Origin of the sequence: Burkholderia sp. NRF60-BP8 (assembly GCF_001522585.2) — a bacterium.
Lineage (GTDB): Bacteria > Pseudomonadota > Gammaproteobacteria > Burkholderiales > Burkholderiaceae > Burkholderia.
This window is the reverse complement of record NZ_CP013372.1, coordinates 19,358-40,018: the sequence shown is the minus strand read 5'-3', so window position 1 is coordinate 40,018 and position 20,661 is coordinate 19,358. Positions and strand designations below refer to the sequence as shown.

The 20,661-nt window shown below is 67.0% G+C and carries 23 protein-coding genes; 15 read left to right on the top strand and 8 right to left on the bottom strand.

All coding sequences use genetic code 11. The features are described from left to right. Positions 1 to 134: 134 nt before the first annotated feature. Both WS54_RS00220 and fnr read left to right on the top strand, forming a co-directional pair. Positions 135 to 602 carry a universal stress protein gene (locus tag WS54_RS00220; RefSeq protein WP_059786319.1) on the top strand — a complete coding sequence of 156 codons (468 nt, stop codon included), beginning with the start codon at positions 135 to 137 and terminating at the stop codon, positions 600 to 602. A 103-nt stretch (positions 603 to 705) separates the two neighbouring features. Continuing rightward, entirely contained in the window at positions 706 to 1,452 is a 747-nt protein-coding gene (gene fnr / locus WS54_RS00215) for a fumarate/nitrate reduction transcriptional regulator Fnr (protein WP_027809557.1), read from the top strand. A gap of 37 nt (positions 1,453 to 1,489) precedes the next feature. On the opposite strand, the gene WS54_RS00210 is transcribed toward fnr, so the two are convergent. Then, on the bottom strand, positions 1,490 to 2,383 hold the full coding sequence (locus WS54_RS00210) for a LysR family transcriptional regulator ArgP (RefSeq protein WP_034205777.1): 894 nt from the start codon (positions 2,381 to 2,383) through the stop codon (positions 1,490 to 1,492). Between the two features lie 111 nt (positions 2,384 to 2,494). Here WS54_RS00210 and WS54_RS00205 point away from each other — a divergent pair, with 111 nt between their 5' ends. Then, entirely contained in the window at positions 2,495 to 3,115 is a 621-nt protein-coding gene (locus WS54_RS00205) for a LysE/ArgO family amino acid transporter (protein ID WP_034205778.1), read from the top strand. 207 nt (positions 3,116 to 3,322) lie between these two features. Here WS54_RS00205 and WS54_RS00200 read toward each other — a convergent pair whose 3' ends face one another. Then, positions 3,323 to 3,601, bottom strand: coding sequence for a hypothetical protein (locus WS54_RS00200; protein WP_236872721.1), 279 nt, complete (start codon positions 3,599 to 3,601; stop codon positions 3,323 to 3,325). A gap of 327 nt (positions 3,602 to 3,928) precedes the next feature. Here WS54_RS00200 and WS54_RS00190 point away from each other — a divergent pair, with 327 nt between their 5' ends. After that, a complete protein-coding gene (locus WS54_RS00190; protein ID WP_059786311.1) occupies positions 3,929 to 4,876 on the top strand; it encodes an aldo/keto reductase in 948 nt (315 codons plus the stop codon). 138 nt (positions 4,877 to 5,014) lie between these two features. On the opposite strand, the gene WS54_RS00185 is transcribed toward WS54_RS00190, so the two are convergent. Beyond that, complete coding sequence (locus WS54_RS00185) at positions 5,015 to 5,995, bottom strand: helix-turn-helix domain-containing protein (protein ID WP_059786307.1); 981 nt, start codon at positions 5,993 to 5,995, stop codon at positions 5,015 to 5,017. Between the two features lie 177 nt (positions 5,996 to 6,172). Here WS54_RS00185 and WS54_RS00180 point away from each other — a divergent pair, with 177 nt between their 5' ends. From WS54_RS00180 to WS54_RS00160, 5 genes are all read left to right on the top strand, one after another. Further along, complete coding sequence (locus WS54_RS00180) at positions 6,173 to 6,706, top strand: 2,4'-dihydroxyacetophenone dioxygenase family protein (protein WP_034205782.1); 534 nt, start codon at positions 6,173 to 6,175, stop codon at positions 6,704 to 6,706. A gap of 18 nt (positions 6,707 to 6,724) precedes the next feature. Next, on the top strand, positions 6,725 to 8,029 hold the full coding sequence (locus tag WS54_RS00175; RefSeq protein WP_059786303.1) for an MFS transporter: 1,305 nt from the start codon (positions 6,725 to 6,727) through the stop codon (positions 8,027 to 8,029). A gap of 1 nt (position 8,030) precedes the next feature. Further along, positions 8,031 to 9,152, top strand: a complete 1,122-nt coding sequence (locus WS54_RS00170; protein ID WP_059786300.1) for a 2,3-butanediol dehydrogenase — start codon at positions 8,031 to 8,033, stop codon at positions 9,150 to 9,152. Then, entirely contained in the window at positions 9,130 to 9,852 is a 723-nt protein-coding gene (locus WS54_RS00165; RefSeq protein ID WP_059786298.1) for an SDR family NAD(P)-dependent oxidoreductase, read from the top strand. The genes WS54_RS00170 and WS54_RS00165 overlap by 23 nt, the downstream gene beginning before the upstream one ends. A 161-nt stretch (positions 9,853 to 10,013) precedes the next feature. Next, positions 10,014 to 11,105, top strand: coding sequence for a porin (locus WS54_RS00160; RefSeq protein WP_059786294.1), 1,092 nt, complete (start codon positions 10,014 to 10,016; stop codon positions 11,103 to 11,105). 158 nt (positions 11,106 to 11,263) lie between these two features. Here the strand turns inward: WS54_RS00160 and WS54_RS00155 are convergent, their stop codons facing one another. Continuing rightward, positions 11,264 to 12,394 carry an alpha/beta fold hydrolase gene (locus WS54_RS00155; protein ID WP_059786291.1) on the bottom strand — a complete coding sequence of 377 codons (1,131 nt, stop codon included), beginning with the start codon at positions 12,392 to 12,394 and terminating at the stop codon, positions 11,264 to 11,266. Positions 12,395 to 12,649: 255 nt separating this feature from the next. Between WS54_RS00155 and WS54_RS00150 the strand changes: the two genes are divergently transcribed. Continuing rightward, on the top strand, positions 12,650 to 13,231 hold the full coding sequence (locus WS54_RS00150) for a TetR/AcrR family transcriptional regulator (RefSeq protein WP_059786287.1): 582 nt from the start codon (positions 12,650 to 12,652) through the stop codon (positions 13,229 to 13,231). A 140-nt stretch (positions 13,232 to 13,371) separates the two neighbouring features. After that, complete coding sequence (locus WS54_RS00145; RefSeq protein WP_059786604.1) at positions 13,372 to 13,893, top strand: DUF2867 domain-containing protein; 522 nt, start codon at positions 13,372 to 13,374, stop codon at positions 13,891 to 13,893. 105 nt (positions 13,894 to 13,998) lie between these two features. Here WS54_RS00145 and WS54_RS00140 read toward each other — a convergent pair whose 3' ends face one another. The 3 genes from WS54_RS00140 to WS54_RS00130 form a co-directional block, all read right to left on the bottom strand. Further along, the gene (locus WS54_RS00140; RefSeq protein ID WP_059786283.1) at positions 13,999 to 14,361 is read right to left on the bottom strand and encodes a hypothetical protein; all 363 of its coding nucleotides are present in this window, start codon (positions 14,359 to 14,361) and stop codon (positions 13,999 to 14,001) included. A gap of 100 nt (positions 14,362 to 14,461) precedes the next feature. Further along, positions 14,462 to 15,487 (bottom strand): alpha/beta fold hydrolase, encoded by a 1,026-nt coding sequence (locus tag WS54_RS00135; protein WP_059786279.1) that lies wholly within the window; start codon positions 15,485 to 15,487, stop codon positions 14,462 to 14,464. Between the two features lie 62 nt (positions 15,488 to 15,549). Then, positions 15,550 to 16,461 carry a DMT family transporter gene (locus WS54_RS00130; protein ID WP_059786274.1) on the bottom strand — a complete coding sequence of 304 codons (912 nt, stop codon included), beginning with the start codon at positions 16,459 to 16,461 and terminating at the stop codon, positions 15,550 to 15,552. 258 nt (positions 16,462 to 16,719) lie between these two features. Between WS54_RS00130 and WS54_RS00125 the strand changes: the two genes are divergently transcribed. The 4 genes from WS54_RS00125 to WS54_RS00110 all read left to right on the top strand — a co-directional run bounded on the left by WS54_RS00125 (position 16,720) and on the right by WS54_RS00110 (position 20,018). Continuing rightward, positions 16,720 to 17,676, top strand: coding sequence for a LysR family transcriptional regulator (locus WS54_RS00125; protein WP_059786273.1), 957 nt, complete (start codon positions 16,720 to 16,722; stop codon positions 17,674 to 17,676). 383 nt (positions 17,677 to 18,059) lie between these two features. Further along, on the top strand, positions 18,060 to 18,770 hold the full coding sequence (locus WS54_RS00120) for a PadR family transcriptional regulator (protein ID WP_059786269.1): 711 nt from the start codon (positions 18,060 to 18,062) through the stop codon (positions 18,768 to 18,770). 38 nt (positions 18,771 to 18,808) lie between these two features. Beyond that, positions 18,809 to 19,630, top strand: a complete 822-nt coding sequence (locus tag WS54_RS00115) for a siderophore-interacting protein (RefSeq protein ID WP_059786602.1) — start codon at positions 18,809 to 18,811, stop codon at positions 19,628 to 19,630. A 154-nt stretch (positions 19,631 to 19,784) separates the two neighbouring features. Then, on the top strand, positions 19,785 to 20,018 hold the full coding sequence (locus WS54_RS00110; RefSeq protein WP_034205794.1) for a hypothetical protein: 234 nt from the start codon (positions 19,785 to 19,787) through the stop codon (positions 20,016 to 20,018). Positions 20,019 to 20,042: 24 nt separating this feature from the next. On the opposite strand, the gene WS54_RS00105 is transcribed toward WS54_RS00110, so the two are convergent. Continuing rightward, on the bottom strand, positions 20,043 to 20,624 hold the full coding sequence (locus WS54_RS00105) for an undecaprenyl-diphosphatase (protein ID WP_059786264.1): 582 nt from the start codon (positions 20,622 to 20,624) through the stop codon (positions 20,043 to 20,045). Positions 20,625 to 20,661 lie beyond the last annotated feature (37 nt).

Below are 20,661 nucleotides of genomic sequence, written 5' to 3'. Positions count from 1 at the left end.
GAACGGCGAGGCCGCGCGGCACGGCGGGCATCTCGCTGCACGATCGTGCCCGTTGGTTTACTCTGCCTCGCAGCATTGCCCGGCCCGATCGGCCATCCGGCCGACTGCGTTTCAACCCGCCACTCGGAGACACTATGTACAAGCGTATTCTGGTTGCCGTCGACGGCAGCGACACGTCCCGCCATGCGTTCGATGCCGCGCTGGCGCTCGCGAAAGCGCACGACGCGGAGCTGCAGCCGTTCTACGTCGTCGAGAACGCCGCGATCTACTACAACGTGCCCGGCTACGATCCGTCGGTGCTGCGCGATCAACTCGTCGCGCAAGGCAACGCGCTCGCGCAGGATTTCGCGAAGCTGATGCAGGCCGCCGGCGTGAAAGGCGAAACGCGGCTGAACGAAGCGACGTCCCTCAACGACGTATCGTCGCTGATCCTCGACGGCGCGAAGACGTTCGGCGCCGATCTGCTCGTGCTCGGCACGCACGGCCGCCGCGGCTTTCGCCGCCTCGTGCTCGGCAGCATCGCCGAACAATGCGTGCGCCACGCGACGCTGCCGGTATTGCTGATTCCGGCGGCCGCCAACGCGGACGAGCCGGCCGCCTGAGCGGCGTTCGGCGGGCGTGGCCGGTCGCGACGTTTTGTCACCCGACAGCGGCAACTTGCGGTGGGACAATGATTTCGTCGATTCAACGCCGGAGTAAACGATCATGCTGACGCCCGTCGCCACCCGCCCCGCCGCCACGCCCCATGCCGGTAGCTGGGCTCCCCGCCAGGCCCCGCACTGCTCGTCGTGCGCGATGCGGCACCTGTGCATGCCGCAGGGCCTGGCGCCCGAAGCGCTCAGCCGCCTCGAGTCGGTCATCTGCGCGGCACGCCCGGTCAAGCGCGGCGAAGCGCTGTTCCGCGAAGGCGACGCATTCGACAACCTGTACGCGGTGCGCTCCGGTTCGCTGAAAACCGTCGCGACACGCCACGACGGCCGCGAACAGGTCACGGGCCTGCACCTCGCCGGCGAAGCGCTCGGCCTCGACGGCATCTGCGACGACACGCACCCGCGCACCGCGGTCGCGCTGGAAGACAGCTCGGTCTGCGTGATTCCGTACAGCGCGCTCAAGGCGCTGTGCTCGGAAGCCGGCTCGATGCAGTTGCGCATGCACAAGCTGATGAGCGAACAGATCGTGCGCGAAACGTCGCAGACGATGCTGCTCGGTTCGCTGAACGCCGAAGAGCGCGTCGCCGCTTTCCTGCTCGACGTCTCGTCGCGCTACCTGAAGCGCGGCTACTCGCCGTCGGAATTCAACCTGCGGATGACGCGTGAAGACATCGGCAGCTATCTCGGGATGACGCTCGAAACGGTCAGCCGCACGCTGTCGAAGTTCCAGAAGCGCGGCCTGATCGAAATGCAGGGTCGCCACGTGCAGATCGTCGACTTCGACGGCCTGCAGCACCTCTGACACCGCACGGCGCGCGCCGCTTGCGTCACGTCGCCGGTCAATCGAGAAACAGCGCGGCACGCGCCTTCAGCGCCGCGCTGAAATCGTCGAGCCAGCCGATCGACAGACGCCAGCTCTGCCAGTACAGATCGATGTCGATGGTTCGCCCGCGCGACATGTCGATCAATTCACCCGCCGCCAGTTGGCGGTCGACCATCCGGTCCGGGCACATCCCCCATCCCAATCCCGTTTCGCATGCGCGCAAATAGCCCGCGACGTGCGGTATCCAGTGCTGCGGCGGATCGAGATCCGCACGCGTCACGCGCCGGATGAAGCGCGCCTGCAACCCGTCCTTCGGATTGAACATCACGCACGGCGCGCGGCGCAGCGCATCGCGCGTGATCCCCGCGTCGAAATAACGTGCGTAAAACGCCGGCGCGCACACCGCGCGATAGCGAATCCGCCCGAGCCGCTCCGACCGGCATCCCTGGATCGGCTCCGCCTGCGCGGTCACGGCCCCCTGCACGCTGCCGTCGCGGATGCGCGAGGCCGTGTAATCCTGATCGTCGATCACGAGGTCGAGCAGCGTCTCGCGTTCCGTGCAGAACGGTCCGACCGCGTCGATGAACCACGTCGCGACGCTGTCGTCGTTGACGGCCACGCGCAACGTCGGCCACGCGCTCGCGATCTGGCCCGGCAGCGCCGGCATCCGGCCGCCCAGTTCGGCTTCCAGCAACTGCACGCGTTCGGTATGCCGGCACAGCAGCGCGCCCGACGTGGTCGCGACGCACGGCTGCCCGCGCTTGACGAGCACGCTGCCGACCCGCTCCTCCAGCAGCTTCACGCGCTGCGACACCGCCGACGGCGTGATATTCAGCTCCTTGGCCGCCCGCTCGAACGAACCGTGGCGGATCACGGCCGCGAGCGCATCGAGCAACGCGTAGTCGAGCATTAGATTTCCTTAATCTGCATTAGGTGATTTAGCTTCTCTTATTTCCGTGCTGCTCGCAGACTAGCGCTACCCGATTCATTCGTCTACCGCTTCCACGGCTGTCCCCTCATCATGAACTGGCTCGCTTTTTCCCACGGCGCCGCACTGTGCGCGTCGCTCATCGTCACCATCGGCGCGCAGAATGCGTTCGTGCTGCGCCAGGGCATCATGCGCTCGCACGTCGGCAAGATCGTGCTGCTGTGCGCGCTGTCCGACATGATCCTGATCGGCGCGGGCGTCGGCGGCGCATCGGTGCTCGTCGAACGCTATCCGACCTTCGTCCATGCGGTGCTGTACGTCGGCCTCGCGTATCTCGCGTGGTTCGGCATCAACGCGCTGCGCCGCGCGTTCAAGCCGGGCCACGACACGCTCGACGTGCGCGGGGACGCGGTCGCGCCGCCGCCGCAGAGCGCGCTCGCGATCGTGCTGATGACGCTCGCGTTCACGTGGCTCAACCCGCACGTGTATCTCGACACGTTCCTGCTGATCGGCACGGCCGGCGCGCGCGAGCCGGAAGGCGGGCGGCTCGCGTTCGCGATCGGCGCGATGACGGCCAGCGTCGTGTGGTTCGTCGGGCTCGGCTATGGCGCGCGATTGCTGGCCCCGTGGTTCCGCAAGGCCGTCGCGTGGCGCGTGCTGGATGGCGCGATCGGCAGCATGGTGCTGTTTCTCGCGGCCGTGCAGTTGCGGTAGGGAGGGAAGTGTCGCGGCCGATTCCGTCGTTCGGGTCGTAGTCGTTGCCTGTGCCATCTAAGCCGGCCGTGAACCGCCAGGCTTCGGTCCCTCCTTTCATTGCCCGCCCCGCAGCGGATCGAGTGTGCCCGCTGCGGATCGAATCCTTGACCGGCGCGAAATCGCGCGATGCGTCGAATGGGAGAGATTCCGGCCAGGCGTCCAGCGTCAATTCCACCGGGGCGGCTTCTTGCGCCCATGGAACGGACTGGGAATTTCCTTCAGGCACGCGCGATCGGTCAGCTTGCGCCGCGCGTCGCGCTTCGAAAGGGTCACCTTCGGGGCCGGGCCGTCGACTCCGGAATCCCTGTCGCCTTCCACCGCGCCGTCGGGGAAAAAGTCCAGCACGATGCCGCCGCTCTTGCCCTTGACGGGCGGGCGCGCAATCGTGATCTCGCCTCGCACCATGCCATCCCGGGGCGATTTCATTCGAGTCGCTTCCTGCATCCGCCGCCAATCCTCCGCCGGCCCCAGCGCCAGCGCCTCCGGAATGCCTGCCCCTGCGCCACCTCGTCGAACACGGCGGCCATCGCCTTCCTCTCGTCCTTCACGAAAATCAGTAATAACTACAACATTTCGTGCGTGCCGGACCGGCGCTCGAACGGATCGCACCGCCGCGATCCCGTCGCGTCGTCCGCCATGCCGGCACGCGAGCACGAAACCTGCAGGTCGGTGCAGCGCCAGCGGAACCTCGCCACGCGCTGCGCCGTCTCAACGCGACCGGCTTCAGTCGCGCAGTCCCCTCCCGTCACCCTGCAGATATCGGAGCAGAACATGGCACATCGCACCCTCGGTACCTCCAGCATCCAGGTTTCGCCGCTCGCGTTCGGCGGCAACGTCTTCGGCTGGACCGTCGACGAAAACGCATCGTTCGCGTTGCTCGACGCGCTCGCCGACACCGGCATCAATTTCATCGACACGGCCGACGTCTATTCGGCGTGGGTTCCCGGCAATCACGGCGGCGAATCGGAAACGATCATCGGCAAGTGGCTGAAGCGCTCGGGCAAGCGCGAGCAGGTCGTGATCGCGACCAAGGTCGGCCTGCTCGGCGCCCGCGCGGGGCTGTCGAAAGACAACATCCTGAAAGCCGTCGACGATTCGCTGCGCCGCCTGCAGACCGACTACATCGACCTGTATTTCTCGCACCGCGATCTGGCCGACACGGCCCCGCTCGAAGAAACGCTCGGCGCCTATCAAACGCTGATCGACGCGGGCAAGGTGCGCATCATCGGCGCGTCGAATTACAGCGGCGCGCGCCTGCGCGAAGCCGCCGCGATCAGCGCGCGCGACGGGCTGCCCGCCTATCAGGTCATCCAGCCCGAATACAACCTGCTCGACCGCGCCGACTACGAACGCGATCTCGAGCCGGTCGTGCGCGACCTGAAGCTCGGCGTCGTCAACTACTACGCGCTCGCGAGCGGCTTCCTGTCGGGCAAGTACCGCAGCGAGGCCGACCTGAAGAAGAGCGTGCGCGGCGATCGCGTCGCCGGCTATCTGAACGAACGCGGCCTGCGCATCCTCGCCGCGCTCGACGCGGTGTCGGCGAAGCACGGCACGCAGCCGGCCGCGATCGCGCTCGCGTGGCAGATCGCGCGGCCGACGATCACCGCGCCGATCGCCAGCGCGACGTCGCTCGCGCAGCTCGCCGTGCTCGGCGACGCGATCCGCGTCACGCTCGATCAGGACGACATCCGCCGAATCGACGAAGCCAGCGCGCCCTGAAGCCGGTGACGACGGTGGGCACGCTGCCGTCGTCTTCGTCGAAGTGAACCGGCAGCGCCGACTCCACCGCCGCACGGATGTCTTGACTCGCACGGCCGCTTGCGTCGACCGCGCCGCCGAACCGTCGGAAAACCGGCATCACTCCGCGGCCGCGCGCACCGCGTCGCGCAGCGCCATCGGCGACGCGCCGTAGCGCTCGCGGATCGCGCGGCTGAAATGCGCCTGGCTCGAAAACCCCCAGCGAAACGCGATCTCGCCGATGCTCGTCTTGCGCAGCCGCGCATCCGTCAGCTCGCGATGCGCGTGCGACAGCCGCTCCGACCAGATGTGCTGCGTGATCGACTCGCCTTCGGCCGCGAAGAGGCGGCCCAGATGCCGCAGCGACAGCCCGACCGCATCGGCGACGGCCTGCGGCGCAAGTCCCGGTTCGCCGAGATGCGTCGCGATGTACTGCTTCGCGGTCAGCAGATACGACAGCGACGCGCGCGACGCACCCGCACCGTTCACTTCGGCGTCGATGAGCTCCGCGATCAGCGTGCGCGTGTGCTCGGCGAACCGCTCGGCGTCGCGCTCGACCGGCGTCTTCATGAATCGCTCGACGCTCGCGCGCAACGTCGCGCCGAGCATCGCGCCCGCGCCCGGCTTCGGCGCGATCCGCAGCGGCAGCGCGGCGAGTTCCGCATCGAGCCGGTCGTCGAATGTCGCGATCGGGATGTCGATCAGCAGTTGCCGCATCGGCGTCAGGAATCCGAACAGATACGGCACGCGCGTGTCGTAGACGACGACATCGCCGGCTTCCGCGAGCAGGCATCGATCGCGCTGGATGAAATATGCGCGCCCGCTCACGATCTGGCACGCGAACAGCGACTCCTTCGGTAACTGGCGCACCAGCGCGGGGCTGCGCTCGATCACGTGATCCTGCCCGCTGATGTCGGCGATGCCGAGGCCCGGCAGCGCGATGTCGGTCTTCTCGACGTCGAGCCCGGCCGGCGACAGCGACGAGCAGCGCAGGCCGACCAGCGTCGCCGCGTTGAACGCATCCCAGTACGCCATCCTGTCGCGCGCCGGCACGTCGGCGGTCGAGCCTCGCGTGCGTGAAAAAACGGTCGAATTCGTCACGTCGCCTCCTGCTGGCGCCTGTCGTGCGCGGCGGCACGGATTGGGGGATGGTCCGTCTGGTTTTTGGTGCGATGCAATGTCCGGCGCGGTCAAGCAATTCGTCCGGCCCAGTCAAGAGCGGCGCGCACCGGCTGGCTAAAGTCGAGCCCACGACACCCATACACCAGGAGACACACCGTGGTCGACAAAGCCGTATCCGAATTCTGGCAAAACATCCCGGCGATTGCCAATCCGTTCAAGCCCGATGCGCTGCCCGAAGCCTACATCCCGAACGCGGCCACCGACGACGAACGCTATTACGTTCCGTTCACCGAAACGGTTTCGTCGCGGCCGCTGTGGATCTCGCCGTCGCAGAACAAATGGTGCGACATCCTGATGGCGAAGGAAGCCGGGCTCGTGAACCGGCACTATCACCCGCACGAGGTGTTCGCGTACACGCTGTCGGGGAAATGGGGCTACCTCGAACACGAATGGACCGCGACGCGCGGCGATTTCGTGTACGAGACGCCGGGCGAAGGCCACACGCTCGTCGCGTTCGATCACCCCGAGCCGATGCGCGCGTTCTTCATCGTCAAGGGCCCGCTGATCTGGCTCGACGACGCCGGCAATCCCGACGGCTACTTCGACGTGCATTCGTACATCGCGATGTGCAAGGCGCATTACGAGAAGGTCGGCCTCGGCGCGCAAGCGATCGAGAAGCTGTTCCGCTGACGCGCAGCGAGGCTCGCGATGATTTCCCCGTCCTCCTCCCGCCCCGCATGGACGTACGAGAACAGGCTGCTGCTGATCCTGTTCATGACGTTCGGCTTCGTGTTCTTCGACCGCCTCGCGCTGTCGTTCCTGTTTCCGTTCATGTCGGCCGAGCTGCACCTGACGAACACGCAGCTCGGCATGGTGTCTTCCGCGCTGGCGCTCACGTGGGCGCTGTCGGGCGCCGTCACCGGCGCATGGTCCGACGCGCGCGGCACGCGCAAGCCGCTGCTGATCGCGGCCGTGCTCGGCTTTTCCGTGTGCTCGGCGCTGTCGGGCCTCGTCGGCGGCTTCGCGAGCCTGATCGCGTTTCGCGCGCTGATGGGTATCGCCGAAGGCCCCGTGCTGCCGCTGTCGCAATCGCTGATGGTCGAGAGTTCGACGCCGAGCCGCCGGGGGCTGAACATGGGCCTGCTGCAAGGCTCGGCCGCCGGCCTGCTCGGCGCGATGATCGGCCCGCCGGTCGTGATCGGCATCGCCACCGCATACGGCTGGCGCGAGGCGTTCTACGTGTCGTGCATTCCCGGCTTCCTGATCGCGTTCTGCATCTGGCGCTGGGTGCGCGAAGTACCGCCCGGCGGCGTGCGCCACGCGCAGGCCGATATCGCCGCGGCACCGGCCGCCGCCGGCGCGACGGTCAGCCGCTGGGCGCTGCTGAAGGAACGCAACATCCTGCTGTGCGTGCTGATCAGTTGCTTCTTCCTCACGTGGTTCGTCGTGATCATCTCGTTCGCGCCGGTGTTCCTCGTGGAAAGCCGCCACCTGTCGCCGTCCGACATGGGCGTCGTGATGACCTGCCTCGGCGCCGCGTGGGTGTTCTGGGGCTTCGCGGTGCCGGCGATCTCCGACCGGATCGGCCGCAAGCCTACGATGATCGTGTTCGCGCTGATCGCGGCCGCGTGCCCGGTCGTGCTGATCCACGTCGGCTCGGTCTGGGCGCTCGGCGCGCTCGTGTTCGTCACGTACACGGGCCTCGGCTGCTTCACGCTGTTCATGGCGACGATCCCCGCCGAAACCGTGCCGCCGCACGCGATCGCGAGCGCGCTCGGGCTGATCATGGGCGCCGGCGAGCTGATCGGCGGCTTCGTCGCGCCGACCGTCGCCGGCTTCGCGGCCGACCGGTACGGCCTGCAGTTCGCGATGTGGACGTCGACCGCCGGCGCGGTCCTCGCGTGCGTGCTGTCGTTCGGCCTCGTCGAAACCGCGCCGGCCGTCCTGCGCAAACGCGCGCTCGCAGGCGCCGCCGCCGGCCGCCTCGATGCGCGGAACCTCGGAGGACGCTGACATGCGCGCACTTCAATGGCATGGCCCGCGCGACGTCCGTCTCGTGGAAATCGACACGCCGCATGTCGGCCCCGGCGACGTGCGCATCGCGGTCGCGTATTGCGGCATCTGCGGCAGCGACCTGCACGAATATGCGGACGGCCCGCACGCGATTCCGGTCGACGCGCCGCATCCTCTGTCGCGCCGCACCGCGCCGCTGACGCTCGGCCACGAGTTCTGCGGCACCGTCGTCGAGATCGGCGAAGGCGTAACGACGCTGCGCACGGGCGACCGCGTCGCGGTCGAGCCCGAGTATCGCTGCAGCCAGTGCGCGTACTGCCGCTCGGGGTCGTACAACCTGTGCGAGTCGATGGGCTTCGCCGGGCTGATGGGCGACGGCGGGATGGCCGACTTCGCGGTCGTGCCGGCCTACATGCTGCATCGCCTGCCCGATGGCGTGAGCCTCGAACAGGCCGCGGTGATGGAACCGGCCGCCGTGGCGCTGCACGCGCTGCGGCGCGGCGAGCTGCGCCTCGGCGAGACCTGCGCGGTGTTCGGGCTCGGGCCGATCGGCCTGCTGCTGATCATGCTCGCGAAGCTGCAGGGCGCGACGACGATCGTCGCCGTCGACGTGTCGCCCGAACGGCTCGCGGCCGCCACGCGCTTCGGTGCGACGCATGCGTTCGACGCGCGCGGGCTCGATGCGTCCGCGTTGCAGGACGCGATTCGCGCGGCCACGGGCGGGCTCGGCGTCGATACGAGTTTCGAAGCGGCCGGATTGCAGGCCACGTTCGAATCGGCGATGCGGGCACTGCGCAAGGGCGGCCGCGTCGTGATGGTCGGCCTGATGCCGCACGCGGGTTTCGACGCGTTTCGCGCGGTCAACGACGAGCTGACCTTCACCGCGAGCGTCGGCTATCGGCATGCGTACGAAGACCTCCTGCGCATCGTCGCGTCGGGCGCGCTCGATCTCACGTCGATCGTCACCCGCACCGTCTCGCTCGAGAATGCCGTCGCCGACGGCTTCGACGCACTGCTCGCCGACCGCACGCAGATCAAGATTCTCGTTTCACTCGCGCAGCGGCCGGCCCGTCGCGCCTCCACCACCGGGAGTGTCGAGCATGAATCGTCAGTGGGCGTTTGACGGGCAGTCGGTCGTCGTGACGGGCGGCACCTCGGGCATCGGCGCGCGCACCGCGCTGCGCTTCGCCCAGGCCGGCGCATCGGTCGTCGCGCTGGGGCTCGACGCGGCCGGCCCGCATGCGCCCGTGCATGCGGGCATCCGCTGCGTCGAACTCGACGTGGCCGACGGCGCCGCCCTGACGCGCACGATCGCCGCGCTGCCGCTGCTCGACGTGCTCGTCAACGGCGTCGGCATCAGCCGCCACGCGGACGAGTACCGGATGGACCAGTTCGAGCACGTGCTGAACGTGAACCTGACGTCGGTCATGCGCGCATCCGACGCCGCGCGGCCCGCGCTGGCGGCGAACGGCGGCAGCATCGTCAATGTCGCGTCGATGTACACGTACTTCGGCAGCAAGGACAGGCCCGCGTACAGCGCGAGCAAGGGCGGCATCGCGCAACTCACGCGCTCGCTCGCGCAAGCGTGGGCCGATCGCGGCATCCGCGTGAACGCGGTCGCACCGGGCTGGATCGACACGCCGCTCAGCAGCGGGCTGATGGCCGACACGCAGGCGTCGCGCCGCATCCTCGAGCGCACGCCGCTCGGGCGCTGGGGCACGGCCGACGAAGTCGCGGAAGTCATCCTGTTCCTGTGCTCGCCCGGCGCGTCGTTCGTCACCGGCGCGATCGTACCGGTGGACGGCGGGTATTCGACGGTCTAGCACGCCGAGCACGGCGGATCGACGCGACCTGCCGATGCGCATTGCGCGGCGCTCTTCGACTGTCGACGAGCCGGGTCGCCCGGCTCGGGTTTCTTCATATCAATCAGTAGTCCGACTAAAAATATCCGACTCGATCGGACCCTGTGAGGAGCACTTTGGAGATGACGAAAAAGACCTTTCTGGCACTCGCGGCCTGCACGCTTCCGGCCGCCGCGCTCGCCCAGAGCAGTGTGACGATGTTCGGGCTGATGGATGCCGGCATCAGCTACGTCGGCAATCAAGGCGGCCACGGCAGCGCGAAATTCGACGACAACATCTTCTTTCCGAACCTGCTCGGCTTCGAAGGCAAGGAGGATCTCGGCGCGGGCACGCGTGCGATCTTCCGGCTCGTCAATCAGTATTCGCTCGGCAACGGCTCGATCATCGGCGGCGGGCTGTTCGCGCGCACGGCTTATGTAGGATTGCAGAACGACCGTTACGGCACGCTGACACTCGGCAACCAGTACGAGTTCATGGTCGATTCGCTGGCTGCCGGCGGCAACGAGATCGCGCAGGATCTCGTCGGTCTGTACGGCTTTCGCAACGGGCCGTTCGACCGGCTCGCGCTGCCGAACAACCCGACCGGCGCATTCGACTGGGACCGCGTCGCCGGCAGCAATCGCGTCGCGAATTCGGTCAAGTACACGAGCCCGTCGCTGTCGGGCCTGACCTTCGGCGCGCTGTACGGCTTCGGCAACGTCGCGGGATCGATCGGCGCGAACAACACGGTCAGTGCGGGCGTCAGCTACGACAACGGCCCGTTCGGCGCGGGCGCTGCCTATACGAACCAGAAATACGGCGCGGCCGACGGCCTGCCGCCCACCAGCGTGCGCAACTGGGGCGCGGGTGTGCACTACACGGTCGGCACGGTCACGGGGAAGGCGCTCTTCACGACCGTGCGCAACGCGCAGAACGGCGCGGGCGCGTGGTCGGCGGAAGCCGGCGCCACCTGGCGGCCATCGCCGGTATGGGTGATCGGCGCGAGCTACACGTACATGAAAGGCAACGATACGCTCGACAACGCGCACGCGCATCAGTTGCTCGCTGCCGTGCAGTACTGGCTGTCCAAGCGCACGATGGTGTACGTCGCGGGCGTGCATCAACGCGCAAGCCGCGGCAGCCACGCGCAGATCAACGGCGTGATGGACGCGGACGGCGCGTCGAGCGGCGCGTTGCAGTCGATCGCGCGGATCGGATTCAGTACGCGGTTCTGATCCGGCGCGGGCCGCCGGCGTTCCGGCCTCCGCGCGGCAGACGACGAACGCGCGCCGCCGGTTCGGCCGCTGCGTTCGTCCGTCGTCCTTCACGTTTCACTCGGCGTTCGAAGGCCGCGGGGCCGGAAGCCGATGCCATGACGGCCGCCGCTCCCGAACTAATCGCCGGCACGCTCCGCCGCACCGACCTCCTTGGCGAAGGCGAGCAGCAGCTCGCCGAGCCGATCCGGTTGCTCCTGCTGAATCCAGTGCCCGGCGCCGTCGATCAGCTCGATGCGGCTCATTCTCGTCGTCGCCTTCGTCCTCATCAGGTCGAGCGCGCCCGGCGCCGAATAGGTACCCCAATCGCTCTTTCCGCCAATGAAGAGCGACGGGACATCGATGGTCTTGCCCGAAAACAGGCGCAACTCGGCGTTCAGATCAGGATCGGAAAAGACCCGATAAGCCTGCAGGGCGCCTTGAAATCCCGTGCGGCCGTACTCCGCCGTGTACACCGCGAGTTCCGGCTCGGTGAGCCACTTGCAGGCCCGGACCTCGGCGGCGGACGGCTGGAATGGCGCGACGGTCTGGGGCATCGTCTTGCCGAGATCCATCACGTAATAGGTGGGCATCCGTGCAAGCTCCGTGGCGGTCCGCGCCTTCAGCGGATACGGCTTGTTTCCCGGCCAGTCCGCACTCTTGACATGGAAGAACGCACGAAGAAAGGCGTGCAAGCCTTGAGGCGGGTGCCACATGTCGTCGTTCGCCTGCCGTGTGCTCAAGTATTGCTGGTAATACTCCCTCGGCGGGTCGAGCGATGCCAGCGCGGCCGCCAACTTCTGGTTCTCGGTGTTCGGATGAGCCGACGGTGCGTCGCTTTGCGCGGTGTCGAACGGAAAGGCCGGCGGCCCGGGAAACGGTGCGCTCATCAGCACGACCGACGGAAAGACGTCCGGTCGCGCCAGCGCGCAATAGGCCGCGACCGGCGAGCCGAGGTCGTGCCCGACGAGCATCGTCGTGCGCCGATATCCCAACGCCGAAACCAGTCCGAGGGCATCGCGCGGCATATTCAGGAGACCGAATGGCTCCAGAGGGGCATCATAGTCGTTCACCCAGCCGGTGGTGCGCCCGAAACCCCGCTGGTCGGGCGCAACGACGTGATACCCGGCGTCAGCCAGGATCGGGAGAAGGTGCCGCCAACCGTAAGCCAGATCCGGAAAGCCGTGCAGAAGCAACGCGAGCGGCCGGCCGGGACTTTCGTAGCCGGCCTCGAGAATATGGACATCGAGGCCGTTGACCCCGTGGATCATGCGTGAGCGAACCCCGCCGGGAAGCGTTCCTTCGCCATATGTCGACGTGCCCAAATCAGTTCCTCCCTGAGGGGTTGCGCGGGCCGGTCGAAGTAACGCCGCAACCAGGCCGGCCGCGCCCATCGCCAGCACCGCTCGTCGGGATGCCGATGGCTGGATTGCATAACGGGACATCGCTCATCTCCGATCTATGGTGATCACCATACTATGGCGATCACCATAGCCACGTCAAGCGGAACGTGGTAGGTTGTCGGCATGACACGCAAGACTGACGCGCGCGCTCGCGCCATTGCCACGGCCGAGCGACTATTCCGCATCCAGGGCTACACCGCGACCGGCTTGACCCAGATACTCGAAGAAAGCGGCGCGCCTAAAGGGTCGTTCTACTTTCATTTCCCACGGGGCAAGGCGCAACTCGCGGAAGAAGCCATCGACAACTATGTTGCGAAGCGAATGGCTGTCTTACGGGATATCTCGGGGAGTACGGCGGGCGATGCGCTGGATTTCGTTCATCGACTTTTCAGCGCGTTCGCGGCCGAAATGGTCGATTCCGATTTCCAGTATGGATGTCTGATGCAGAATCTCGCGAATGAGCTGCCCGCGCTCGACGCCGAGCTGACCCAACGCGTGGCGCGCGGATTTGCCGAATCGACCGCGATTATTGCGGCGCATTTCAGGGGGTGCGGTTTCGCTCCCGCGCGCGCGTCCTCTGCCGCAGCCGCATTGGTGGCCGCCCTCGAAGGCGCACGAACGATCGCCCGCCTGGAACGCACGCCGGCTGTATTCGAAGCGCTGGCAGAGGTCAGCGGCCAAAGGTGGGCCGCGCCGGAGGGGTGATCCGGCCCGATGCTCGTTGCCGGACCACTACGTTGGGTTTGCTTCGGCTCGAGCAGGAGCACGTCGCGCTTATTCTCCCGACTGCGTCCATTCGGGGCGCGCCGAGGCAGCCGGACAACTTGAGTGCATGGAGAGTGGGCATGCAGAAGCAACCGAAAAAGGCCGAGCAGGTCGGCCCGCCGGCGACCTCGAGGCTGAGCCGGTCGTACGGCACCGCCGATTTTGTCGACGCGTTTTCGGTGGAGTTGCCGGCGACGGCCTGCAACGACGCAGAATCTCTCGCGCGATACGTCTTCGCAGGACAACCCCAATGGATCGCCATGCTGCAGGGAGTTCGCGACATTGCCGTCCGGCCCTTCGGCCTTAAAACGACGATCGACCTGAAAGCCGCGAAGGACGACCGGCTCAGTATTTTCCGCGTGTTCGAACGGCACGAAGACGAGATCATTCTGGGCGAGGACGACGCCCATCTCGATTTCCGCGTGTCGGTTCTCGTGCAGCCTGCCGCCGAGGATCGGCCCCGGCAACTGATACTCACTACGCTCGTCTTCTACAATCGTCTGCTGGGCCGCGCCTATCTCGGCGTGATCGCGCCTTTCCATCGCCTCGTCGTGCGAGCCTCGCTCGACCAGGCACAGAAGCTCGGATGGCCCGGCCGATAGCGGCGAAGACGAGGCATCGCGATCCGTTTCCACCGGATCCACCGGATCATCGCACGCCCGCTCGCCGCCAGGTGGGCGCAGAGCATGTCGATATCGCCAGGTCCGCTACATCAAGTCGATGGCGGCAGAATCGCCCGAGGCGGCGATCACCTCGGGCTGCCATTCGGCGGAGGGCCTGGCGATGCGGCCTGAGCGGTCGAGCCCCTCCATCAGCGCCCACCAGTTCGGATCGTCCTGCCCGAACTCGACGCGCGTGCCGTCGTCGAAGCGCAGCATCAGGACAACGATGTCGCCTACGAAGATGTCGCGCAGTTCGGCCCGCGCGCCGACGAGCACAGTGAAGGGCAGCCGCTTTTCCGTGCCGTTCGGGAAAACCAGCCGCACACCATCGGTCTCGATGTACCTCGCTGGCTCATGGCGGCGGGCGAAGCGGGTCAATCGTGCGTTGATGCGATCAATCCAGCCCATCTGCGGATCCACATGTCGCTGACGATACCTGACGCCGCCGTCGCGGCCGGCGCTGATTCCGGCATTTTACGGTTCGCGGTCCGAGCGATGTCTCGCCGCATCAAAGGTTCTTGCTCCGAAGCCACGCACGGAGCGCTTCGATGTGCCGGGCCTTGCATTCCAGCGGCAACCAGTGTCCCGCCGGCATCGTCGTCACGGTCAGGTCCGCGCATGCCGCACGCATGGGGTCGCCCTGGCGATTTCCGGTGATGCTGCAAATCTGATCGAATTCGCCGTTGACGAACAGTACCGGCTGCGACAGACGGCCGCCATCCGGCGCGCTGCGTGCGTAAGCGATGTTGGCCTCATCGTTCAGATACCACGCGCAGGCGGGACGGAAGCCATGCGTATCGAACGACGCTACCAGCGCGTCAAAGTCCGCCGGCGGCCACAGAGCCGGATCGGGGCGAGTCGGCGGCGCACGATGCGCGGCACCGAACCGCCCTCCGTTGCGCGTGACGACCGCATTCGACGACACCTTGCCGATCCCGTCAGGGTCGCCCGGTCGAAAAATCGACGCCAGCGATGCTGTCCGGTCCGCATCCAGGTCGGCTACCGCCGCGTCGAAATGCGTCGTGTAGTAGCGGTAGTAGTCCCACTGGCCATCGGGATACGCGTCGGCAGGATAAATCGTCCGGTCGATCAGCGGAACGACCGTGCTCAGCGCGTGCCCGTCGGGTTGATAGGCCAGCGACGTCAGCACGACGCCACGGCTGCGCTCGCGCTCATGTGCGGACAACTCGGCGGCCACGACGCTACCCCAATCGTGCCCCACCCAGATCGCAGGCTCGCCGCCGAGATGATCGTGGAGTTCGGTCATGTCCTTCACAACGGCCTCGATGGTATAGGCGTCGTGGGCTTCAGGCGCAAAAGAGCCGCCGTAGCCGCGCAGATCCGGCGCAACGCAGTGCCAGCCGTCGGCGGCAAAGGCCTCCATCTGGGCGCGCCACATCAAGCTCAAGCTCGGCCAGCCATGCAGAAAAAATATCGGCGGTCCCTCGGCCGGCCCGCTCTCGAGATAGTGCGTCGGCCGACCCGTCACGTCGAGCGTGCGCGATACCAGCGAGTGTCGAGATGTCTCCGTCATGATCCGAAGCTCCGGTTGATTTCAGAGGTTTGCCGAAGGCGAAAGGGCTGCCGTTCGCCGGGCTACTTGCGTTCGATCATCAGCGCCACACCCACCAACGCGATGCCGCCGGCCATCAGCTTCACGCGCGTCAACGGCTCGTGCAGCAAAAGCGCCGAGAGACCCAGCGCGATCACCGGCGCCGCATAGTTGAAGGTGTTGGCGAGCGTCGTCGAGACCCGGGCGTTGAGCGTCAGGAACACGGCGTAACCGATCAGCGTGCTCGCCACGACGAGAAACGCGAGTGCAGCCCATGCCGCCGGCGATACGCGCGCAAGATGCGTCGTCGCAGCGATCCCCGACACGGCGACGATCGCGCCGAGCACCGCACCGGCCGATATCAGCTGTATCGCCAAGCCGATGACGGGATCGCGAGGCAACGCCAGTCGCGGCGCGAGCAGCGATCCGGCTGCCCACGCGGCCGTCCCGGCAAGCGCAAGTGCGGCGCCCATCGGGCGGAAGTCGCCGCCGGTGGCAGAGGTCCAGCCCATCAGCGCGAGACCGGCAAAGCCGATGGCGACCCCGGCGACCTGACGGCCTCTCAGCGGCCGATGAAACACCGCCCATGCGAACAACGCCAGAAAGAGCGGCGAAGACGAACCGAATACCGCGGCCACCCCTGCCGGCAGAAAATGCGTGCCCCAGATCGCGAGCGCCTGGCTGGCCACCAGCATGATGACGCCGATCGACGCCGCCCCACCCGACTCGCGGACCGACGCAGGCGAACGGCGCCAGCGAGCCAGCGCGAAAGGCGCAACGACCAGCGCCGCAAGCGAGAAGCGCAATGTCGCCACCATCAGCGGATGCAACGCGTTCCCGGCGACCTTGAAAGCCAGGAAATTGGCGCCGTTGTAAAACCATTGATAGCCGACGGCGAGCGCGACCCAGCCGCGGCGGGCGCTCCAACTGACATGGGTCGTGGTTGCCGCCGTCACGGGCTACCCTTCCGCCCGCCGAGTGCGGCGATCGTCACCTCCTTGCTGCGGAGGCACAGGCTCCTGAAATGCTCGATATAAGGGGCTGCCATGGGGCTGTTTCTGTCGATGACCTCGTATGCGATTGCTTCAATGCTAGCGAGCACTTCGTTATCCCGATAATGTGGAGTTTCTATCGCCGTTATCCGCTTATTGAATAACCGCGTTACGCCAGCTTTACTTCTGCAATGGATCGAGCCGGAACTCACGGAGGCGCCAGTGGACTCCCGTCTTATCGAGTACTTCTTGCGTGTGGCCGAACTCGGCAGTATCAACAAGGCCGCCATCGACTTGAGGCTCTCCCAGCCGGCGCTGTCGCGCCACATCGCGCTGCTCGAGCATCAACTTCGCGCGAAGCTCTTTACGCGAACGCGCGGCGGCGTTCAGCCGACCGAGGCCGGCATGCTGCTGGCGGAGCGAGCAAGACCCATTCTTCGTCAGTTGACCTCCCTGGTCGAGCAGGTCGGCGACCGCGCCGCGGGCCAGTTGGCGATAGGCGTCGCACCGTCCTGGCGCAATCTCTTCACAACGAATTTCGTGGCGCGGTTGGTCGCCGACTATCCGCGCGTGAGGCTTCGTGTTCACGAGGGCGTGAGCCACGAGCTGCGCGACGTCATGCATTCCGGCATGCTGGATCTCGCTATCGTCCCGTTCGAAGCGTCGCCGCCGCAGGGCTATGTCCATACACCCCTCGTTCGGGAGCCCCTCGTTCTCGTGAGCGCCAGGGACGCCGGCTTGAGGCCCGACAAGGCGGTGCCGTTGGCGCGTCTCGGCGATCGCAAACTCGCGCTGGCGGGAAAACAGAACGTCATCCGCTCGACCATCGAGCACGCGATGGTCCGTCGCAACTTCGAGCTCGACATCCTGTTCGAACTCGACGCGATGCATCTCTCGATGGAACTCGCCCGGCGAGGTATCGCCGACACCGTCACGCCATGTTGCGCGGTCAGCGGCAATGCGTTCTGGGAAGATTCGATCTCGTGGAGTCCGATCCGGGGCGCGTACATCACCTGGGCGCTCTGTGAAAATACGGCGCGCTCGCATTCGCAAGCGGTGCTCGAGGGGAAACGGATGATCGTCGGGATAGTCGACGAAATCGTCGACAGCCGAACCTGGCGCGGGGCCGAGCGCCTGAACGCGAATATCGACCCGCTGTTCGTGGAAAGGGGCGGTTGAATCCGCAAGCACGCTGCCGGCACGTGGGAGCAGCATCCACGCGAAGCCGCGGATCGCCCAGTACCACGCACATGACAATCGCATCGACCCCCTGTCGTGCGTTTTCAAGCGTTCGAGGCGCACCTCGGTGCTACCGCTACGTCGCCAAGCCCGGCGCGTTGGGCAGCTCGCCGGCTCCTTCTTACCCATGCGCCTGCATCGCGGTATAGCGCGTGGCCGTAACCGGCTTCAAATCGACTTCGGACACCGTTTTGGGTATTGAGACCCGACAACGCGCCAATCGGCACCGCCCCGCACTCCCATCCCACCCCAATAATTCCCCTTGACGCCCTATCTTTCGATATATATCTTTAGATATGTTTTACGACATATAGGACACGATCATGCGACACAACCACTTCCGCGGCCATGCCCGATGCGACGGTCATGGTGCGCATGCCCGCCCCGACTGGTTCGCCGGTCTCTGGTACGCGATCGGCCGCCACCGTCGCGGTCACGATGGGTTCGGTGGCGGCCCGTTCGGCGGCCGGGGCGGGCGCGGCGGCTTTGGCGATTTCGGCGACGACGGCATGCCGCGCGGCCGCCAGTTCAGCTCCGACGATCTCCAGCTGCTGCTGCTCGCGCTGCTGGCCGAACAGCCGAGCCACGGCTACGAACTGATCAAGGCGCTCGACACGCGCTCGAACGGTTTTTACAGCCCGAGCCCCGGCATGGTGTATCCGGCGCTCACGTATCTCGAGGAAGTCGGCTTCGTCGCGTCGCAAGCGGAAGGCAACCGCAAGCGCTATGCGCTGACCGACGCAGGCCGCGCACATCTCGACGCGCAGCGCGAGCGCGTCGACACGCTGTTCGCGCGCCTCACGCACCTCGCTCGCAAGATGGAATTCATGCGCCGCGCGTTCGCCGGCGAATCGGCGGGCAGCGAAGCGCAGGACGAGTCGCAGGCCGGCTGGCTGCCGGAATTCGTCGAGGCGCGTCTCGCCCTCAAGCGCGCGCTGCTGCACAAGAGCGCCGCCGATGCCGACGAACAGCGCCGCATCGCGGCCATCATGCGCCGCGCGACGGCCGAAATCGAGGGCGGCACCGGCGCGTGATCCGCGCCGCCGCCCCACCACTCAAGGAGAACGGATCGATGCAGAACACGTCCGAGCGCACCGTCACCCGCGTGCGCCACCCCCTCAAGTTCCGCCTGCTGCAGGTGCTGCGCGTGCATACCGTGACGCCGCATCTGCTGCGCGTCACGCTCGGCGGCCCCGACCTCGCCGATTTCGAATCCGCGTCGTTCGACGATCACGTGAAGGTCTTTTTCCCGCCACCGGGCGCGCAGCGGCCCGCGCTGCCGACGCTCGGCGCGAACGGCCCCGAGTTTCCGGAAGGCGAACCCAAACCGGTCGCGCGCGACTTCACGCCGCGCCGCTTCGACCGCGCCGCCTGCGAACTCGATCTGGAATTCGTGTTGAACCATCCGGGCCCTGCCTCGCAATGGGCCGCACAGGCGCGCGTCGGCCAATGGCTCGGCATCGGCGGCCCGCGCGGTTCGTTCGTCGTCCCGACCGATTTCGACTGGCATCTGCTGATCGGCGACGATACGGCGCTGCCGGCCGTCGCGCGGCGTCTCGAGGAATTGCCGGCCGGTGCGCGGGCGGCAGTCGTGCTGGAAGTCGCGGATCGCACCGCGCAGATCTCGTTCGATACGCGCGCCGACGTGCATGAAATCTGGCGCTTTCGCGCCGAAGCCGACACGGCGAACGGCGACGCGCTGCTCGATGCCGTGCGCGACCTGCCGCTGCCGTCGTCCGGCGACGGCTACGTCTGGGCGGCCGGCGAAGCGCTGTCGATGCGCGCGGTGCGTCAGCACCTGACCGGCGAACGCGGTGTCGACAAGTCGCGTATCCGCGCGTCGGCCTACTGGAAACGCGGCGCGGCGGCCGTGCACGAAACGCTGGAAGACTGACCGGAGAATGGGCGCCCGCTTGCCGGGCGGCTGAAACAATCGTGGCGCCGGCGCAGCGGCGGGCTTGGCATCGGCATCGCGGCTGGTATATATCTACGTCTGCGACGCCGCTGTCGGGCGACAGCCGCCGCAGCCCGCCCAGGAGCGCCCGGTCATGACAAAAGAAAGCCACGCTTCGCCTTTCCTTCGCCACCTGAAGATCGCCGGTTATTGCGGCCTCGCCGCAGTCGTTCTCGCGCTGTTCGTCGCGATGTGCGCGATCCTGACGGAAAGCGCCCGCGACCGCGATGCCGCGCGGCATCCGGCCGATACGCCCGAACTGCACGACGCGGGCGGCGGCCCGTCCGCCTCGGCCGAATCGGCCCGCACAGCCGGCTCGTCCGGCTGACCGCGTCCTGCCGCTTTCTTTCGCTTACGGCGCCTGCCGGCGCCCCATCACGGCCGCGTACACCAAATCGCCAAGCCGTTCGAGCAGCGCGGTCACGCGTTGCCCGTACAGGTGCGCGGCCAGCGCGCCCGCCGTGCCGACCAGCACGCCACCCGCCATGTCGAACGGCCAGTGCACGCCCGCATAGATACGCCCCCATGCGATCGCGACGGCCATCGCGGCCATCACGAAACCGGTGACCCGCGTCGTGCCGCCGAGCAGCAGCCCGACCGCCATGCTCCACGCGAACGTCATGTGATCGCTCGGAAACGAGCTGTCCGGCGCGTGCGGAATCAGCTGCGTGCCGACGCCGGCCATGAACGGGCGCGGCGAGAACCACACATGCCCGAGCAGCTGCGCGAGCGCGAGCGCCACGCACACGCCCACGCCGGCTTCGATCGCCTGGCGCCGCGCGGGACGCGCGCCGACGATCCAGGTCAGCAGCAGCATCGCGGGCAGCGCATAGACGAGCCAGTCGGCGGCAAAGATCGCGAGGCGGGCGACGCCCGGGTGCGGTGCACCCCCGGCATTGATGGCGGAAAAGAGGGCGAGATTGAGGTTCTGCATGAATCCGGTTGCGTGGCGCGTAAAAGATCGGCCGGTT

Coding starts and splice junctions, on each gene's coding strand:
- WS54_RS00220 (WP_059786319.1), top strand. CDS start 135: ATGTACAAGCGTATTCTGGTTGCCGTCGACGGCAGCGACACGTCCCGC.
- fnr (WP_027809557.1), top strand. CDS start 706: ATGCTGACGCCCGTCGCCACCCGCCCCGCCGCCACGCCCCATGCCGGT.
- WS54_RS00210 (WP_034205777.1), bottom strand. CDS start 2,383: ATGCTCGACTACGCGTTGCTCGATGCGCTCGCGGCCGTGATCCGCCAC.
- WS54_RS00205 (WP_034205778.1), top strand. CDS start 2,495: ATGAACTGGCTCGCTTTTTCCCACGGCGCCGCACTGTGCGCGTCGCTC.
- WS54_RS00200 (WP_236872721.1), bottom strand. CDS start 3,601: ATGCAGGAAGCGACTCGAATGAAATCGCCCCGGGATGGCATGGTGCGA.
- WS54_RS00190 (WP_059786311.1), top strand. CDS start 3,929: ATGGCACATCGCACCCTCGGTACCTCCAGCATCCAGGTTTCGCCGCTC.
- WS54_RS00175 (WP_059786303.1), top strand. CDS start 6,725: ATGATTTCCCCGTCCTCCTCCCGCCCCGCATGGACGTACGAGAACAGG.
- WS54_RS00170 (WP_059786300.1), top strand. CDS start 8,031: ATGCGCGCACTTCAATGGCATGGCCCGCGCGACGTCCGTCTCGTGGAA.
- WS54_RS00165 (WP_059786298.1), top strand. CDS start 9,130: ATGAATCGTCAGTGGGCGTTTGACGGGCAGTCGGTCGTCGTGACGGGC.
- WS54_RS00160 (WP_059786294.1), top strand. CDS start 10,014: ATGACGAAAAAGACCTTTCTGGCACTCGCGGCCTGCACGCTTCCGGCC.
- WS54_RS00155 (WP_059786291.1), bottom strand. CDS start 12,394: ATGATCCACGGGGTCAACGGCCTCGATGTCCATATTCTCGAGGCCGGC.
- WS54_RS00150 (WP_059786287.1), top strand. CDS start 12,650: ATGACACGCAAGACTGACGCGCGCGCTCGCGCCATTGCCACGGCCGAG.
- WS54_RS00145 (WP_059786604.1), top strand. CDS start 13,372: ATGCAGAAGCAACCGAAAAAGGCCGAGCAGGTCGGCCCGCCGGCGACC.
- WS54_RS00140 (WP_059786283.1), bottom strand. CDS start 14,361: ATGGGCTGGATTGATCGCATCAACGCACGATTGACCCGCTTCGCCCGC.
- WS54_RS00135 (WP_059786279.1), bottom strand. CDS start 15,487: ATGACGGAGACATCTCGACACTCGCTGGTATCGCGCACGCTCGACGTG.
- WS54_RS00120 (WP_059786269.1), top strand. CDS start 18,060: ATGCGACACAACCACTTCCGCGGCCATGCCCGATGCGACGGTCATGGT.
- WS54_RS00115 (WP_059786602.1), top strand. CDS start 18,809: ATGCAGAACACGTCCGAGCGCACCGTCACCCGCGTGCGCCACCCCCTC.
- WS54_RS00110 (WP_034205794.1), top strand. CDS start 19,785: ATGACAAAAGAAAGCCACGCTTCGCCTTTCCTTCGCCACCTGAAGATC.
- WS54_RS00105 (WP_059786264.1), bottom strand. CDS start 20,624: ATGCAGAACCTCAATCTCGCCCTCTTTTCCGCCATCAATGCCGGGGGT.